We start from the raw sequence: 15,990 nt of genomic DNA on the forward strand, positions 1-15,990 counted from the left end.
CAGGCAGAAGCTAATGCGTAAACGTTTTATTGCTGGTGCGACATGCCCGCACTGCCAGGAGAAGGACACGCTGGCAATGTGGCGTGAAAATAATGTCGATGTGGTGGAGTGCGTGAAGTGTGGTCACCAGATGCGTGAGGCCGATAAGCAGGCGCGCGATCAGGTTCGCACTAATGAGCAGGTTATCGGTATTTTTCATCCTGAGTAGCGGAATGGCGCAGCTTTTTTTACGCCTGGACTTACAGCGGGATTGAATTCCGTTACAATTGTCGCCATTAACGCTGTAGTCGCAAGAGAAAGTGAAAACCCTCTTGTACTCAGCCCCGAACCTTTCTGGTTGGTGTTATTGCACGAAAGAATAGACCAATGAGACGGGATCTCAGCTCTCAACGGTTAGGAGATATCATGAAAGTAGCAAAAGACCTGGTGGTAAGCCTGGCCTATCAGGTACGTACAGAAGACGGCGTGTTAGTTGACGAGTCACCGGTGAGTGCACCGTTAGACTACCTGCACGGTCATGGTTCCCTGATTTCTGGTCTGGAAAATGCGCTGGAAAACCACATTGCCGGCGACAAGTTTGACGTGCATATCCCGGCAAACGATGCCTACGGTCAGTATGACGATAACCTGGTGCAGCGCGTTCCTAAAGACGTCTTCATGGGCGTTGACGAACTGCAGGTTGGCATGCGCTTCCTGGCAGAAACCGATCAGGGCCCGGTACCGGTAGAAATCACCGAAGTGGAAGATGATCACGTCGTGGTTGATGGTAACCACATGCTGGCGGGTCAGAACCTGAACTTCAACGTTGAAGTGGTTGCTATCCGCGAAGCCACGCCGGAAGAACTGGCTCATGGCCACGTTCACGGTGCAGATGGCCATCATCATGACCACGATCACGGCCATGATCACGACCACGATCAGGGTAAAGGCGGTTGTGGCACTGGCGGCTGCGGCTGCAGCCACTAAGTCTCAACAGACCTTTCAAGGCCACCCTCGGGTGGCCTTTCTTTTGGCGCGTATTCTGGTTCTGCCCGGGTAAGCCGGGGCCAGATAGCCCGCGATCAGTAGTGCGGTGGTGGCGTCTCTTCAGATTGTGAGGCGACGATCGATGGCGCATTCGCTTTGAGCTTGTCAGTTAAAATGCGCATCTGCTCACGCATCTTATTCATCTCCAGCTCGTGCTGAACGACCGCGCTGTTCAGCTGATCGATAGTCATCTCCTGAAAGGCCAGTTTGCTCTCCAGCGTCTCCAGACGCTGTTCCCACTCAGATTGTTGCATGACCTGTTCCTCTGTTAAGGTGCGACTCGGGGCGTGATTCTACGATCTGAATGCCAGGAATCACCTGTTTTTTTCACGCCCGGAGGCGTTGCGCTTGAAAAAAGGCAGCGCGGCATCATCTCTGATGAAACTTCCCGATGTTATAAAGGTCGGAGGTTAACCGGGTAATTACATTGTGGGAGTGTTCGACACTGCCACGTAAAGTTATAGTGTGGACCCTGAAGTCCGCAATGTTTCCCGAGGTTAGACGCTTCGGTTTTGGAGAATGGATGAAATCACTGTTTAAAGTCACATTGTTAGCTACCACCATGGCTGTTGCGCTGAATGCTCCGCTGGCAATGGCGGCAGATACCGCTGCGGCGCCACAGGCTGCACCAGCCGCCGCGCCACAGTCTGCGCCTCAGGCACCGAAAAATGCTGCCTTCAAAGATGAAGACCAGCAGTCTGCCTACGCGCTGGGTGCTTCACTGGGTCGCTACATGGACAACTCCCTGAAGGAGCAGGAAAAACTGGGCATCAAACTGGATAAGCAGCAGCTGATCGCTGGTGTTCAGGATGCATTTGGTGGCAAGAGCAAACTCTCTGATGAAGAGATTGAGCAGACGCTGCAATCCTTTGAAGGCCGCGTGAAAGGCGCAGCCTCAGCGAAAATGGAAAAAGATGCGAAAGAGAACTCTGAAAAGGGCGAAGCTTACGCAACCAAATTTGCTAAAGAGAGCGGCGTGAAGAAAACCGAAAGCGGCCTGCTGTATAAAGTTGAGAAAGAGGGTACCGGCGACGCACCTAAAGACAGCGACACTGTAGTGGTAAACTACAAAGGTACGCTGATTGACGGTACTGAATTCGACAACTCTTATACCCGTGGCGAGCCACTTTCATTCCGTCTGGATGGTGTCATCCCTGGCTGGACTGAAGGTCTGAAGCACGTGAAGAAAGGCGGCAAGATCAAGCTGGTTATCCCACCAAATCTGGCTTACGGCAAAAATGGCGTTCCGGGCATCCCGGCTAACTCCACCTTGGTGTTTGATGTCGAGCTGCTTGATATCAAACCAGCGCCAAAGGCAGATGAAAAAGCACAGGCTCCTGCGCCTGCTGCTGCAGAAAAAGCGCAGTAATCTGCTGACCGCCGCCTCCGGGCGGCGGTTTCATTTCGGCTTCACGACAAACCTCTGGCATAAGCCGACGACATTTGCCAGACTAATGCCTGCCTAATTATCCCAATATTGAGTCTGCCCATAAGCCGCTGTGACAGGCTCCAGCCATTCAGGGTGATACTCTTCAATGTCTAATCCATTCAATCCGGGTGAACTGAGCGACTTCGATCTTCTGGAGCAGCGCCCGTTCGAACAAAGTGATTACGATATTCTGAAATCGTACGAGGCTGTCGTGGATGGCCTGGCGATGTTGATCGGTTCGCATTGTGAAATTGTCCTGCATTCGCTTGAAGATCTTAAGTGTTCGGCCGTGCGTATCGCTAATGGTGAACACACTGGACGTAAAGTCGGTTCGCCTATTACCGATTTAGCCCTGCGTATGCTGCATGATATGCATGGCGCGGACAGTAATGTCTCCCGTGCTTACTTCACACGTGCCAAAAGCGGCGTGCTGATGAAATCGGTCACGATTGCGATTCGTAACCGTCAGCAACGGGTCATTGGCTTGCTCTGCATCAACATGAACCTTGATGTGCCGTTCTCACAGATCATGTCGACCTTTATGCCGCCCGAGATGCAGCAGGTTGACTCCAACGTCAACTTCGCCAGTTCGGTAGACGATCTGGTGATGCAGACGCTGGAGTTCACCATTGAAGAGGTGAGTGCTGACCGTAATGTATCGAACAACGCCAAGAATCGTCAGATTGTGCTGAACCTGTATGAGAAGGGGATCTTCGACATCAAGGATGCCATCAACCAGGTGGCCGATCGGCTGAATATTTCCAAACACACCGTCTATCTCTACATCCGTCAGTTTAAAAATGGCGACTTCCAGGGGCAGGAGCGGTAATGCGTTACACCCTGCTGGTCACCGGCCCGGCTTACGGTACGCAACAGGCGACCAGTGCCTGGCTGTTTGCCCGCGCACTGCTGACGGCAGGCCATCAGCTTGACAGCGTTTTCTTCTATCGCGAAGGGGTGCTGAACGCTAACCAACTGACGTCGCCCGCCAGTGATGAGTTTGATCTGGTGCGCGCGTGGCAGACATTGCATCAGGAGCAGGGTGTGGCACTGAATATTTGTGTGGCGGCCGCGCTGCGTCGTGGCGTCAGCGACCAGCAGGAAGCGGCACGACTCCAGCTGGCGGGCAGTAACCTGCAGCCGGGCTTTACCCTGAGTGGGCTGGGCGCGCTGGCGGAAGCGGCGCTAAGCTGTGAACGCATGGTGCAGTTCTGATGAATCGGGTCGCGTTTGTCTTTACCCGGGCGCCGCACGGCAGCAGCGCAGGACGTGAAGGGCTGGATGCCGCGCTGGCCACGGGCGCGCTCAGTGAGGATATCGGCCTGTTTTTTATCGGTGATGGCGTGCTGCAGCTTAATCTGCACCAGCAACCTGAGACGATTAAGAGCCGTCACTATGCCGCGACCTTTGGCGTGCTGGCACTGTATGAGATTGAACACTGCTATCTCTGCCGGACATCGCTGATAGCGCGTGGATTAGAGGTTGACGCTGACCGGTTGCTGGATGTTACGCTACTGGACGCGCCGGCGCTGCGACAGACGCTGGCCAGCTACGATCGCATTCTTACTTTTTAAGAGACGTTAATGCTGCATACGTTACTGCACTCACCGGCACACTGTGACCTTGAGAGCCTGCTTTTAATGGCGGGTGCGGGTGATGACCTGCTGCTATTGCAGGATGGCGTGCTGGCCGCTATAGCTGGCAGCCACGCATTGATGCGACTGTCAGAGAGCGAAGCGACGCTCTGGGTGCTGGACGAAGATGTCCAGGCTCGCGGTCTCGCTGGACAAATTTCGACTCGTGTGCAGTCAGTAGACTATACTGGGTTTGTCACGCTAACGATCAGGCATCAGCAACAAATGGTCTGGTAATCGGCTAAAACCTGGTTATTTCTTGACACCCCTTTGACTCAGCCCTAAAATTCTGCCTCCTCGTAATTCTACGAGGTGATTTATTACGTGTTTACGAAGCAAAAGCAAATCCAGGAGCTATTTAATGGCAACAGTTAACCAGCTGGTTCGCAAACCACGCGTCCGCAAAGTTGCAAAGAGCAACGTGCCGGCGCTGGAAGCTTGCCCGCAAAAACGTGGCGTTTGTACTCGTGTGTACACCACCACTCCTAAGAAACCAAACTCCGCACTGCGTAAAGTCTGCCGTGTGCGTTTGACCAACGGTTTTGAAGTTACCTCCTACATTGGTGGTGAAGGTCATAACCTGCAGGAACACTCCGTGATCCTGATCCGTGGCGGTCGTGTAAAAGACCTGCCAGGTGTGCGTTACCACACCGTTCGTGGCGCGCTTGACTGCTCAGGTGTTAAAGACCGTAAGCAGGCTCGCTCCAAGTACGGCGTGAAGAAGCCAAAGGCTTAATGGTTCTCCGTTAAGTAAGGCCAAACGTTTTAAATTAAATGTCAAAATAAACTCATAGAGTTTTGGACAATCCTGAATTAACAACGGAGTATTTCCATGCCACGTCGTCGCGTCATTGGTCAGCGTAAAATTCTGCCAGATCCTAAGTTCGGATCAGAGCTGCTGGCCAAATTTGTAAATATCCTGATGGTAGATGGTAAAAAATCTACTGCAGAATCAATCGTTTATACCGCGCTTGAGACCCTGGCTCAGCGTTCAGGTAAAAACGCGCTGGAATCTTTTGAAGTAGCCCTGGAAAACGTGCGTCCGACTGTCGAAGTTAAGTCACGTCGCGTTGGTGGTTCTACTTATCAGGTACCAGTAGAAGTCCGTCCGGTTCGTCGTAATGCTCTGGCAATGCGCTGGATCGTAGATGCTGCTCGTAAACGCGGTGATAAATCAATGGCTCTTCGCCTGGCGAACGAACTTTCTGATGCTGCAGAGAACAAAGGTACAGCAGTTAAGAAACGTGAAGACGTTCACCGCATGGCAGAAGCCAACAAGGCGTTCGCACACTACCGTTGGTAATCACCACGTAGTTGTTAAACCAGCGGGCGCTCAATCAGCCAACCCGCTGGGGTCGACTTACCTTGAACGTCCGAGAATCAGAGGAATCAAATGGCTCGTAAAACACCCATTGCCCGCTACCGTAATATCGGTATCAGTGCGCACATCGACGCCGGTAAGACTACCACTACCGAACGCGTTCTGTTCTACACCGGTGTAAACCACAAAATCGGTGAAGTACATGACGGCGCAGCAACCATGGACTGGATGGAGCAGGAACAGGAACGTGGTATTACCATCACCTCCGCTGCAACCACCTGTTACTGGTCTGGTATGGCCAAGCAGTTTGAACCACACCACGTAAACATTATCGACACCCCAGGACACGTTGACTTCACCATCGAAGTTGAACGTTCTATGCGTGTGCTTGATGGCGCGGTAATGGTTTACTGTGCAGTTGGTGGCGTTCAGCCACAGTCTGAGACTGTATGGCGTCAGGCTAACAAATATAAAGTTCCACGCATTGCGTTCGTTAACAAAATGGACCGCATGGGTGCTAACTTCCTGAAAGTTGTTAAACAGATGGAAGTTCGTCTGGGCGCAACTCCAGTTCCTCTGCAGCTGGCTATCGGCGCAGAAGAGAAATTCACCGGTGTTGTTGACCTGGTGAAAATGAAAGCAATCAACTGGAACGACGCAGACCAGGGTGTAACCTTCGTCTACGAAGATATCCCAGCTGATATGCAGGAACTGGCTGAAGAATGGCATGCGAAGCTGGTTGAAGCCGCTGCTGAAGGCTCTGATGAGCTGATGGAGAAATTCTTCGGTGGTGAAGAACTGACTGAAGAAGAGATCAAAACATCTCTGCGTAAGCGTGTTCTGAACAACGAAATTATCCTGGTAACCTGTGGTTCTGCATTTAAGAACAAAGGTGTTCAGGCGATGCTGGATGCAGTTGTTGAATATCTGCCAGCACCGACTGACGTTACCGCGATCAACGGTATGCTGGACGACGGTAAAGACACGCCGGCTGTTCGTCACTCTGATGACAACGAGCCGTTTGCTGCACTGGCGTTCAAAATCGCTACCGACCCGTTCGTGGGTAACTTAACCTTCTTCCGCGTTTACTCTGGTGTTGTTAACACGGGTGACACCGTGTTCAACCCGGTTAAGTCAAACCGTGAGCGTCTGGGCCGTATCGTTCAGATGCACGCTAACAAGCGTGAAGAGATTAAAGAAGTTCGTGCGGGTGATATCGCAGCTGCGATCGGCCTGAAAGATGTGACCACTGGTGACACCCTGTGTGACCCAGATAACGTCATCATCCTTGAGCGCATGGAGTTCCCGGAGCCGGTAATCTCTATCGCCGTTGAGCCAAAAACCAAAGCTGACCAGGAAAAAATGGGTCTGGCTCTGGGCCGTCTGGCAAAAGAAGACCCATCATTCCGCGTATGGACTGATGAAGAATCTAACCAGACCATCATCGCCGGTATGGGTGAATTGCACCTCGACATCATCGTTGACCGTATGAAGCGTGAGTTCAACGTTGAAGCAAACGTGGGTAAACCACAGGTTGCTTACCGTGAAGCGATTCGCAACAAAGTTACCGATGTTGAAGGTAAACACGCCAAGCAGTCTGGTGGTCGTGGTCAGTATGGCCATGTTGTTATCGACATGTACCCACTGGAGCCAGGTTCGAACCCGAAAGGCTACGAATTTGTCAACGACATCAAAGGTGGTGTGATTCCTGGTGAATACATCCCTGCGGTTGACAAAGGTATCCAGGAGCAGCTGAAATCAGGCCCTCTGGCTGGTTACCCGGTTGTGGATCTGGGCGTGCGTCTGCACTTCGGTTCTTACCACGATGTCGACTCCTCAGAACTGGCGTTTAAACTGGCCGCGTCTCTTGCCTTCAAACAAGGCTTTAAACAAGCGACACCTGTTCTGCTTGAGCCTATCATGAAGGTTGAAGTTGAAACGCCAGAAGAGAACACGGGTGATGTCATCGGTGACCTTAGCCGTCGTCGTGGTATGCTCAAAGGGCAGGAATCTAACGCTACTGGCGTTCAGATTCACGCTGAAGTTCCGTTGTCTGAGATGTTCGGATACGCAACTCAGCTGCGTTCTCTGACCAAAGGTCGTGCTTCTTACTCCATGGAGTTCCTGAAGTATGACGATGCGCCAAACAACGTAGCGCAGGCCGTTATTGAAGCTCGTAGCAAATAAGCTACGGTTTAAATTTGAACTGATGCCTTCACCCAGATGGTGAAGGCACAACGTAAGGAATTATCGCCATGGCGAAAGAGCAATTTCAGCGTAACAAACTGCACGTAAACGTGGGCACCATCGGTCACGTCGACCACGGTAAAACCACCCTGACTGCAGCTATCACCACCGTACTGTCTAAAACTTACGGCGGCCAGGCTCGTGCATTCGATCAGATCGATAACGCACCAGAAGAGAAAGCACGTGGTATCACCATCAACACTTCACACGTTGAGTATGAAACCCCGACTCGCCACTATGCGCACGTTGACTGCCCAGGCCACGCCGACTATGTGAAAAACATGATCACCGGTGCTGCGCAGATGGACGGCGCGATCCTGGTTGTTGCTGCGACTGATGGCCCAATGCCACAGACCCGTGAGCACATCCTGCTGGGTCGTCAGGTTGGCGTTCCTTACATCATCGTGTTCCTGAACAAGTGTGACATGGTTGATGATGAAGAGCTGCTGGAACTGGTAGAGATGGAAGTTCGTGACCTGCTGTCAGCATATGACTTCCCAGGCGACGACACTCCAATCGTTCGTGGTTCTGCTCTGAAAGCGCTGGAAGGCAACCCAGAGTGGGAAGCGAAAATCATCGAACTGGCTGAGCATCTGGACAACTACATCCCAGAGCCACAGCGTGCGATCGACATGCCGTTCCTGCTGCCAATCGAAGACGTATTCTCAATCTCTGGCCGTGGTACCGTTGTTACCGGTCGTGTTGAGCGCGGCATCGTTAAAGTCGGCGACGAAGTTGAAATCGTGGGTATCAAAGATACTGTGAAATCAACCTGTACCGGTGTTGAGATGTTCCGTAAGCTGCTGGACCAGGGTCAGGCAGGCGAAAACTGTGGTGTTCTGCTGCGCGGTATCAAGCGTGAAGACATCCAGCGTGGCCAGGTTCTGGCTAAGCCAGGCTCAATCAAGCCGCACACCCAGTTCGAGTCAGAAGTTTACGTTCTGTCTAAAGACGAAGGTGGTCGCCATACTCCGTTCTTCAAAGGCTATCGTCCACAGTTCTACTTCCGTACAACTGACGTAACCGGCTCAGTAGAGCTGCCAGAAGGCGTTGAAATGGTAATGCCAGGCGACAACATCAAAATGGTTGTTACCCTGATCCACCCAATCGCAATGGACGAAGGTCTGCGCTTCGCAATCCGCGAAGGCGGCCGTACCGTTGGCGCGGGTGTTGTTGCTAAAGTTATCGCTTAATTGTGATATCTGCTGTGGCTGTGTAAATGGCCACTGCAACACAGTAAAAAGAGCACTTCGGTGCTCTTTTTTTTTGCTCTGAAAACGCCATAACCCTGCAAAGGGTGGGTTTGAAATAAAAACGATTCGCATTTACACTGTGTACAGAAAATGTACCCGAGTGATGAATCAATGTACGTCTGCCTGTGTAATGCCATCAGTGATAAAACCCTTCGTGAAGTCGTGCGTCGCTATCAGCCAAAATCTATTCAGCAACTGCGCCAGCTTGTGCCGGTCGGCAAGCAATGCGGCAAATGCATTCGTGCTGCGCGTGAAATTATGGATGAAGAGATGCAGCATGCACCACTCTACAAAGAGATAGCCTGACCGACGATCGGTGCGTGAATACCCACAATATCTGTCGCGTTTTTTTGACTTCTTTTTAACCGCATCTACGCTCTAATAAACCAGACGCGGAGGGTTAACAATGAAGGGCGATATCAAAGTTATCAGTCATCTCAACAAACTGCTTGGAAATGAACTGGTTGCTATCAATCAGTACTTTCTTCATGCGCGCATGTTCAAAAACTGGGGTCTGACGCGCCTCAATGATGTGGAATACCATGAATCAATCGATGAGATGAAACATGCCGATAAATATATTGAGCGTATTCTTTTCCTTGAAGGGATCCCAAATCTTCAGGATCTGGGACGGCTCCGTATCGGTGAAGATGTTGAAGAGATGCTGAGTTCAGACCTGAATCTGGAGCTGGAGGGCGCGAAAGACCTACGTGAAGCTATCTCCTATGCTGACAAAGTGCATGACTATGTCAGCCGTGACATGATGATTGAAATCCTGGCTGATGAGGAACATCACATCGACTGGATTGAGACGGAACTTGAGTTAATCCAGAAGATGGGCATCCAGAACTATCTGCAGGCTCAAATCAAACAAGAGTGAATCGGGTCTGCAGCACTATCGTTACCCAGCCCGCAATGGCCAGGAAAGGGCCAAACGGCAGCGGGCTGTCCCCCTGAATAAAACCCCGCAGTTGCAGCATCACGATCGACGTCAGCGCCATAACGGTGGCACCCAGCGCAATCCAGGGTAATGCCTGCCAGCCACAGCAGGCACCTAACGCTGCGAGGAGCTTGATATCGCCATAACCTAATCCCTCGTACCCCCGCATCTGCCGATAGCTCCAGGCGAGCAGCCACAACGCACAGTAGCCCGCCACAGCACCCCATATCGCCGTTGTTTCGGTTCCGGACAGCGTGGCATGGAATAATCCGGACCAGAGCAGCAGATAATTGAGCGGGTCAGGTATACAGAAGTGGCGACGATCGATGGCAGCCACGAGCAGCAAGAGGCCGGAGGCCGTAATAATAAAAATAGCCTCCGCAGAGTGGTCAAAACTCTGCAGCACCAGCAGGCACAGAAGGGCGAACAGCCATTCAATGACAACGCTTTCTGCGCCGAACGCGCGATGACAGAAGCGACACCGTCCTTTTAAGCCAGGCCAGCTGACTAACGGCAGCGCATCTCGCCACAGCAGGCGCTGCTGGCAATGATTACAGTGCGAACCCGGAAAGCAGAGCAGGGCAAACCATTGAGCGGGTGAGAGGGCGGGGGTGAAGCGCTGGCTGGTCAGCGAAAGAAAGCTTCCCAATGCACCTCCGCCTGCGAGTGCAGCAATGTGAGTTATCAGAGTGGGCGACATGATTATGCTCCGGACGAAAGGTTAGATGCACTCTCGTGGGCAACGGGTTCTGTGTCACCTATGAATGAAGAAGGGCGGAAACAGACTCACAACTGAATAACTGATTTATCAGCGATACGGCAGTGCAATGCGACGCACGCTTCACGAACCGGCCACAATTTAATGGGTAAAACCTCAACACGGGTTGCTTCCTGAACAGATTTACGTATAATGCGCGGGCCTGCAGATATTGCAGGCGCGATTCGAGCAGAATCGCAGACGGCTGAAATTTAGGCCGCCTGACAATACTCCCAATTGTGGAGTTATATGCTGAACGATTACACTCTCCCATCAATCGTAATGGGCTCGAGTAGTAATTTTTTTCGTCTATAAAAAGTTTGGAGCTCTGGTCTCATGCAGAACCAAAGAATCCGTATCCGTCTTAAAGCGTTTGATCATCGTCTGATCGATCAATCAACCGCGGAAATCGTTGAGACCGCCAAGCGCACTGGTGCGCAGGTTCGTGGTCCAATCCCGCTGCCAACCCGCAAAGAGCGTTTTACTGTTCTGATCTCTCCGCACGTTAACAAAGATGCGCGTGATCAGTACGAAATCCGCACTCACAAGCGTCTGGTAGACATCGTTGAGCCAACTGAAAAAACCGTTGATGCTCTGATGCGTCTGGATCTGGCTGCCGGTGTTGACGTGCAGATCAGCCTGGGTTAATCAGGTCATCGAGCGATTGAGAGGTTGAAACAATGATTGGTTTAGTCGGTAAAAAAGTGGGCATGACCCGCATCTTCACTGAAGATGGCGTTTCTATCCCCGTCACCGTAATCGAAGTTGAAGCGAACCGCGTTACTCAGGTCAAAGGCCTGGAAAACGATGGTTACCAGGCAATTCAGGTTACCACCGGTGCTAAAAAAGCAAACCGTGTGACCAAACCTGAAGCTGGTCATTTTGCTAAAGCTGGCGTTGAAGCTGGCCGTGGCCTGTGGGAATTCCGCACCGCTGAAGGTGAAGAATACTCTGTAGGTCAGAGCATCAGCGTTGAGATTTTCGCTGAAGTTAAGAAAGTTGACGTAACCGGTACCTCTAAAGGTAAAGGTTTCGCCGGTACCGTTAAGCGCTGGAACTTCCGTACCCAGGACGCTACTCACGGTAACTCCTTGTCTCACCGCGTTCCGGGTTCTATCGGTCAGAACCAGACTCCGGGCAAAGTGTTCAAAGGCAAGAAAATGGCAGGTCAGCTGGGTAATGAGCGCGTAACCGTTCAGAGTCTGGACGTAGTACGTGTTGACGCTGAGCGCAACCTGCTGCTGGTTAAAGGTGCAGTTCCCGGTGCTACCGGTAGCGACCTGATCGTTAAACCAGCTGTGAAGGCGTAAGGGGATAGCAATGGAATTAGTATTGAAAGACGCGCAGAGCGCGCTGACTGTTTCCGAAACTACCTTCGGTCGTGATTTCAACGAAGCGCTGGTTCACCAGGTTGTTGTTGCTTACGCATCTGGCGCCCGCCAGGGTACTCGCGCGCAGAAAACTCGCGCCGAAGTAACCGGTTCAGGCAAAAAGCCATGGCGTCAAAAAGGCACCGGCCGTGCGCGTGCAGGTTCTGTAAAGAGCCCAATCTGGCGTTCAGGTGGTGTGACCTTTGCTGCGAAGCCGCAGGACCACAGTCAAAAAGTTAACAAAAAGATGTACCGCGGCGCGCTGAAAAGCATCCTGTCCGAACTGGTACGTCAAGATCGTCTGATCGTTGTCGAATCATTTGCTGTAGAAGCACCGAAAACCAAGCTGCTGGTACAGAAACTGAAAGACATGGCTCTGGAAGACGTGCTGATCATCACCGGTGAACTGGATGAGAATCTGTTCCTGGCTGCGCGCAACCTGTACAAGGTTGACGTACGTGATGCATCCGGTATCGACCCAGTTAGCCTGATCGCCTTCGACAAAGTCGTTATGACTGCTGATGCAGTTAAGCAAGTTGAGGAGATGCTGGCATGATCCGTGAAGAACGTCTGCTGAAAGTACTGCGCGCGCCGCACGTATCTGAAAAAGCATCTAGCGCGATGGAAAAAACCAATACCATCGTTCTCAAAGTTGCTAATGACGCGACCAAAGCAGAGATCGTTGCTGCTGTTGAGAAACTGTTCGAAGTAGAAGTTAAAGACGTAAACACCCTGGTAGTTAAGGGCAAAGTTAAGCGTCAAGGACAGCGTATCGGTCGTCGTAGCGACTGGAAAAAAGCTTACGTCACCCTGAAAGAAGGCCAGAATCTGGACTTCGCTGGCGGCGCTGAGTAAGTCGGAGGAGAAAGACAATGGCAGTTGTTAAATGTAAACCGACATCTCCGGGTCGTCGCCATGTAGTTAAAGTGGTAAACGCGGAGCTGCACAAGGGCAAACCATTTGCCCCGCTGGTAGAAAAAAACAGCAAATCCGGTGGCCGTAACAACAATGGTCGTATCACTACCCGTCATATCGGTGGTGGTCACAAGCAGGCTTATCGTATTGTTGACTTCAAACGCAACAAAGACGGTATCCCGGCAGTTGTTGAACGTCTTGAGTACGATCCGAACCGCTCTGCGAACATCGCACTGGTTCTGTACAAAGACGGCGAGCGCCGTTACATCCTGGCCCCTAAAGGCCTGAAAGCCGGCGACCAGATCCAATCTGGCGTTGATGCTGCGATTAAAGCAGGTAACACTCTGCCGATGCGTAACATCCCGGTGGGTTCAACCGTGCATAACGTAGAAATGAAACCAGGCAAAGGCGGTCAGATTGCTCGCTCAGCCGGTGCTTACGTGCAGATCGTTGCGCGTGAAGGTTCTTACGTTACCCTGCGTCTGCGTTCAGGTGAAATGCGTAAAGTCGAGTCTGACTGCCGCGCAACACTGGGCGAAGTCGGCAACGCTGAGCATATGCTGCGCGTTCTGGGTAAAGCTGGTGCAGCCCGTTGGCGTGGTGTTCGTCCTACCGTTCGTGGTACCGCGATGAACCCAGTTGATCACCCGCACGGTGGTGGTGAAGGTCGTAACTTTGGTAAGCACCCGGTAACTCCGTGGGGCGTTCAGACCAAAGGTAAGAAGACCCGTAGCAACAAGCGTACCGATAAGTTTATCGTACGTCGCCGTAGCAAATAATATTAGAGGATAAGCCATGCCACGTTCTCTCAAGAAAGGTCCTTTTATTGACCTGCACTTGCTGAAGAAGGTAGAGAAAGCGGTGGAAAGCGGTGACAAGAAGCCTTTGCGCACTTGGTCCCGTCGTTCAACGATCTTTCCTAACATGATCGGTTTGACCATCGCTGTCCATAATGGTCGTCAGCACGTTCCTGTCTTTGTTTCCGACGAAATGGTTGGTCACAAACTGGGTGAATTCGCGCCGACACGTACTTATCGCGGTCACGCGGCTGATAAAAAAGCCAAGAAGAAATAAGTAGGAGGAAGAGATGGAAACTTTAGCTCAACATCGCCACGCTCGTTCTTCTGCTCAGAAGGTTCGCCTTGTTGCTGACCTGATTCGCGGTAAGAAAGTGTCGCAGGCACTGGACATTTTGACCTACACCAATAAGAAAGCGGCTGTACTGGTCAAAAAAGTTCTGGAATCTGCCATTGCTAACGCCGAACACAACGATGGCGCTGATATCGACGATCTGAAAATCACGAAAATTTTCGTTGATGAAGGTCCGACCATGAAACGCATTATGCCGCGTGCCAAAGGTCGTGCAGATCGCATCCTGAAGCGCACCAGCCACATTACTGTGGTTGTGTCCGATCGCTGAGACTCTGGAGACTAGCAATGGGTCAGAAAGTACATCCTAATGGTATTCGCCTGGGTATTGTAAAACCATGGAACTCTACCTGGTTTGCGAACACCAAAGAATTCGCTGACAACCTGGACAGCGATTTTAAAGTACGTCAGTTTTTGACTAAAGAACTGGCTAAAGCATCTGTCTCTCGTATCGTTATCGAGCGTCCAGCGAAGAGCATCCGTGTGACTATTCACACCGCTCGTCCGGGCATCGTTATCGGTAAGAAAGGCGAAGATGTAGAAAAACTGCGCACGGTCGTCGCGAATATCGCTGGCGTTCCTGCACAGATTAATATCGCCGAAGTCCGCAAGCCGGAACTGGACGCGAAACTGGTAGCTGACAGCATCACTTCACAGCTGGAGCGTCGTGTGATGTTCCGTCGTGCTATGAAGCGTGCAGTTCAGAACGCCATGCGTCTTGGCGCGAAGGGTATTAAAGTCGAAGTTAGCGGCCGTCTGGGTGGCGCCGAGATCGCACGTACCGAATGGTATCGTGAAGGTCGCGTGCCATTGCACACACTGCGTGCTGACATTGACTACAACACCTCTGAAGCGCACACCACTTATGGTGTAATCGGCGTTAAGGTATGGATCTTCAAAGGTGAGATCCTGGGTGGTATGGCTGCTGTTGAACAACCGGAACCGGCTGCTCAACCTAAAAAGCAGCAGCGTAAAGGCCGTAAGTAAGGAGAGTCGCTGATGTTACAACCAAAGCGTACGAAATTCCGTAAAGTGCACAAAGGCCGTAACCGCGGTCTGGCTGCGGGTACGGATGTCAGCTTCGGTACTTTCGGTCTGAAAGCTGTTGGCCGTGGTCGTCTGACTGCTCGTCAGATCGAAGCAGCACGTCGTGCTATGACCCGTGCAGTTAAGCGTCAAGGTAAGATCTGGATCCGAGTATTCCCGGACAAACCGATCACCGAGAAGCCGCTGGAAGTGCGTATGGGTAAAGGTAAGGGTAACGTAGAGTATTGGGTTGCCCTGATCCAGCCTGGTAAAGTCCTGTATGAAATGGACGGCGTACCAGAAGAGCTGGCCCGTGAAGCATTCAAGCTGGCAGCAGCAAAACTGCCTATCAAAACCACCTTTGTAACTAAGACGGTGATGTAATGAAAGCAACTGAGCTGCGTGAAAAAAGCGTTGAAGAGCTGAACACTGAGCTGCTTAATCTGCTGCGTGAGCAATTTAACCTGCGCATGCAGGCAGCATCTGGCCAACTGCAGCAGACTCATCTGCTGAAACAGGTTCGCCGTGATGTTGCACGCGTTAAGACTTTACTGACTGAGAAGGCGGGTTCGTAATGACCGATAAAATCCGTACTCTGCAGGGTCGTGTAGTAAGTGACAAAATGCAGAAATCTGCAGTTGTTGCTATCGAACGTTTCGTGAAACACCCGATCTACGGCAAATTCATTAAACGTACGACCAAGCTGCACATCCATGACGAGAACAATGAATGTGGAATTGGTGACGTGGTAGAAATCCGCGAATGCCGTCCACTGTCCAAGACTAAATCCTGGACCCTGGTTCGCGTAATCGAGAAAGCTGTTCTGTAATAAGAATCGTTTTTTCTGAGGAAACCCTCTGCTTCGGCAGGGGGTTTTTTTTTGCCTGCGATTCGGGCTTGATCCATTTGTGCCCGCAGCAATA

At 51.7% G+C, this 15,990-nt stretch carries 26 protein-coding genes; 24 read left to right on the forward strand and 2 right to left on the reverse strand.

Annotation, left to right across the window (positions count from 1 at the left end; genetic code table 11):
- Window positions 1-13: 13 nt before the first annotated feature.
- On the forward strand, window positions 14-208 hold the full coding sequence (locus tag ACX8ZY_RS01995) for a YheV family putative zinc ribbon protein (protein ID WP_010253033.1): 195 nt from the start codon (window positions 14-16) through the stop codon (window positions 206-208).
- A 197-nt stretch (window positions 209-405) separates the two neighbouring features.
- On the forward strand, window positions 406-966 hold the full coding sequence (slyD, locus tag ACX8ZY_RS02000) for a peptidylprolyl isomerase (protein WP_010253032.1): 561 nt from the start codon (window positions 406-408) through the stop codon (window positions 964-966).
- Window positions 967-1,061: 95 nt separating this feature from the next.
- Here the strand turns inward: slyD and ACX8ZY_RS02005 are convergent, their stop codons facing one another.
- On the reverse strand, window positions 1,062-1,280 hold the full coding sequence (locus tag ACX8ZY_RS02005; protein ID WP_010253031.1) for a SlyX family protein: 219 nt from the start codon (window positions 1,278-1,280) through the stop codon (window positions 1,062-1,064).
- 269 nt (window positions 1,281-1,549) lie between these two features.
- On the opposite strand from ACX8ZY_RS02005, the gene fkpA reads away from it, so the two are divergent.
- The 11 genes from fkpA to bfr all read left to right on the forward strand — a co-directional run bounded on the left by fkpA (window position 1,550) and on the right by bfr (window position 9,790).
- A complete protein-coding gene (gene fkpA, locus ACX8ZY_RS02010; protein WP_010253030.1) occupies window positions 1,550-2,395 on the forward strand; it encodes an FKBP-type peptidyl-prolyl cis-trans isomerase in 846 nt (281 codons plus the stop codon).
- Window positions 2,396-2,561: 166 nt separating this feature from the next.
- Window positions 2,562-3,284, forward strand: coding sequence for a helix-turn-helix transcriptional regulator (locus tag ACX8ZY_RS02015; protein WP_010253029.1), 723 nt, complete (start codon window positions 2,562-2,564; stop codon window positions 3,282-3,284).
- Window positions 3,284-3,670 carry a sulfurtransferase complex subunit TusD gene (tusD, locus tag ACX8ZY_RS02020; RefSeq protein WP_010253028.1) on the forward strand — a complete coding sequence of 129 codons (387 nt, stop codon included), beginning with the start codon at window positions 3,284-3,286 and terminating at the stop codon, window positions 3,668-3,670. The genes ACX8ZY_RS02015 and tusD overlap by 1 nt, the downstream gene beginning before the upstream one ends.
- Window positions 3,670-4,029, forward strand: coding sequence for a sulfurtransferase complex subunit TusC (gene tusC, locus ACX8ZY_RS02025; RefSeq protein ID WP_010253027.1), 360 nt, complete (start codon window positions 3,670-3,672; stop codon window positions 4,027-4,029). Before tusD ends, tusC begins: the two co-directional genes overlap by 1 nt.
- Window positions 4,030-4,038: 9 nt before the next feature.
- Window positions 4,039-4,326 carry a sulfurtransferase complex subunit TusB gene (gene tusB / locus ACX8ZY_RS02030; protein WP_033768100.1) on the forward strand — a complete coding sequence of 96 codons (288 nt, stop codon included), beginning with the start codon at window positions 4,039-4,041 and terminating at the stop codon, window positions 4,324-4,326.
- A gap of 124 nt (window positions 4,327-4,450) precedes the next feature.
- Window positions 4,451-4,825 carry a 30S ribosomal protein S12 gene (gene rpsL, locus ACX8ZY_RS02035; RefSeq protein ID WP_003852912.1) on the forward strand — a complete coding sequence of 125 codons (375 nt, stop codon included), beginning with the start codon at window positions 4,451-4,453 and terminating at the stop codon, window positions 4,823-4,825.
- Between the two features lie 96 nt (window positions 4,826-4,921).
- Window positions 4,922-5,392 carry a 30S ribosomal protein S7 gene (rpsG, locus tag ACX8ZY_RS02040; RefSeq protein WP_003852909.1) on the forward strand — a complete coding sequence of 157 codons (471 nt, stop codon included), beginning with the start codon at window positions 4,922-4,924 and terminating at the stop codon, window positions 5,390-5,392.
- Between the two features lie 90 nt (window positions 5,393-5,482).
- Window positions 5,483-7,597: an elongation factor G gene (gene fusA, locus ACX8ZY_RS02045; RefSeq protein ID WP_010253020.1), complete on the forward strand. Its 2,115-nt coding sequence runs from the start codon at window positions 5,483-5,485 to the stop codon at window positions 7,595-7,597.
- Window positions 7,598-7,665: 68 nt separating this feature from the next.
- Complete coding sequence (tuf, locus tag ACX8ZY_RS02050; RefSeq protein WP_010253018.1) at window positions 7,666-8,850, forward strand: elongation factor Tu; 1,185 nt, start codon at window positions 7,666-7,668, stop codon at window positions 8,848-8,850.
- A 171-nt stretch (window positions 8,851-9,021) separates the two neighbouring features.
- Complete coding sequence (bfd, locus tag ACX8ZY_RS02055) at window positions 9,022-9,216, forward strand: bacterioferritin-associated ferredoxin (RefSeq protein WP_010671585.1); 195 nt, start codon at window positions 9,022-9,024, stop codon at window positions 9,214-9,216.
- 100 nt (window positions 9,217-9,316) lie between these two features.
- A complete protein-coding gene (bfr, locus tag ACX8ZY_RS02060) occupies window positions 9,317-9,790 on the forward strand; it encodes a bacterioferritin (protein WP_010253012.1) in 474 nt (157 codons plus the stop codon).
- Here the strand turns inward: bfr and ACX8ZY_RS02065 are convergent.
- Complete coding sequence (locus ACX8ZY_RS02065) at window positions 9,777-10,550, reverse strand: prepilin peptidase (RefSeq protein WP_421665194.1); 774 nt, start codon at window positions 10,548-10,550, stop codon at window positions 9,777-9,779. The two genes, bfr and ACX8ZY_RS02065, sit on opposite strands and share 14 nt — an antisense overlap.
- A gap of 393 nt (window positions 10,551-10,943) precedes the next feature.
- Between ACX8ZY_RS02065 and rpsJ the strand changes: the two genes are divergently transcribed.
- Genes rpsJ through rpsQ form a run of 11 tightly spaced genes read left to right on the forward strand, consistent with a single transcriptional unit; the run spans window position 10,944 to window position 15,896 of the window.
- On the forward strand, window positions 10,944-11,255 hold the full coding sequence (rpsJ, locus tag ACX8ZY_RS02070) for a 30S ribosomal protein S10 (protein WP_001181005.1): 312 nt from the start codon (window positions 10,944-10,946) through the stop codon (window positions 11,253-11,255).
- Between the two features lie 32 nt (window positions 11,256-11,287).
- Window positions 11,288-11,917, forward strand: a complete 630-nt coding sequence (gene rplC / locus ACX8ZY_RS02075; RefSeq protein ID WP_003850712.1) for a 50S ribosomal protein L3 — start codon at window positions 11,288-11,290, stop codon at window positions 11,915-11,917.
- A 10-nt stretch (window positions 11,918-11,927) separates the two neighbouring features.
- The gene (rplD, locus tag ACX8ZY_RS02080) at window positions 11,928-12,533 is read left to right on the forward strand and encodes a 50S ribosomal protein L4 (protein WP_003850711.1); all 606 of its coding nucleotides are present in this window, start codon (window positions 11,928-11,930) and stop codon (window positions 12,531-12,533) included.
- On the forward strand, window positions 12,530-12,832 hold the full coding sequence (gene rplW, locus ACX8ZY_RS02085) for a 50S ribosomal protein L23 (RefSeq protein ID WP_003850708.1): 303 nt from the start codon (window positions 12,530-12,532) through the stop codon (window positions 12,830-12,832). Before rplD ends, rplW begins: the two co-directional genes overlap by 4 nt.
- 17 nt (window positions 12,833-12,849) lie before the next feature.
- Window positions 12,850-13,671: a 50S ribosomal protein L2 gene (gene rplB / locus ACX8ZY_RS02090; protein ID WP_008927137.1), complete on the forward strand. Its 822-nt coding sequence runs from the start codon at window positions 12,850-12,852 to the stop codon at window positions 13,669-13,671.
- A 16-nt stretch (window positions 13,672-13,687) separates the two neighbouring features.
- A complete protein-coding gene (rpsS, locus tag ACX8ZY_RS02095) occupies window positions 13,688-13,966 on the forward strand; it encodes a 30S ribosomal protein S19 (protein ID WP_001138115.1) in 279 nt (92 codons plus the stop codon).
- 13 nt (window positions 13,967-13,979) lie between these two features.
- Window positions 13,980-14,312, forward strand: a complete 333-nt coding sequence (gene rplV / locus ACX8ZY_RS02100; RefSeq protein WP_008927136.1) for a 50S ribosomal protein L22 — start codon at window positions 13,980-13,982, stop codon at window positions 14,310-14,312.
- A gap of 17 nt (window positions 14,313-14,329) precedes the next feature.
- On the forward strand, window positions 14,330-15,028 hold the full coding sequence (gene rpsC / locus ACX8ZY_RS02105) for a 30S ribosomal protein S3 (protein ID WP_009087585.1): 699 nt from the start codon (window positions 14,330-14,332) through the stop codon (window positions 15,026-15,028).
- 12 nt (window positions 15,029-15,040) lie between these two features.
- Window positions 15,041-15,451, forward strand: coding sequence for a 50S ribosomal protein L16 (gene rplP / locus ACX8ZY_RS02110; RefSeq protein WP_008927134.1), 411 nt, complete (start codon window positions 15,041-15,043; stop codon window positions 15,449-15,451).
- Window positions 15,451-15,642, forward strand: coding sequence for a 50S ribosomal protein L29 (rpmC, locus tag ACX8ZY_RS02115; protein ID WP_003850146.1), 192 nt, complete (start codon window positions 15,451-15,453; stop codon window positions 15,640-15,642). Before rplP ends, rpmC begins: the two co-directional genes overlap by 1 nt.
- Complete coding sequence (rpsQ, locus tag ACX8ZY_RS02120; RefSeq protein WP_003850147.1) at window positions 15,642-15,896, forward strand: 30S ribosomal protein S17; 255 nt, start codon at window positions 15,642-15,644, stop codon at window positions 15,894-15,896. The genes rpmC and rpsQ overlap by 1 nt, the downstream gene beginning before the upstream one ends.
- Window positions 15,897-15,990: the final 94 nt, after the last annotated feature.

It is taken from the genome of Pantoea sp. XAF26B01_ASV70 (assembly GCF_054512635.1).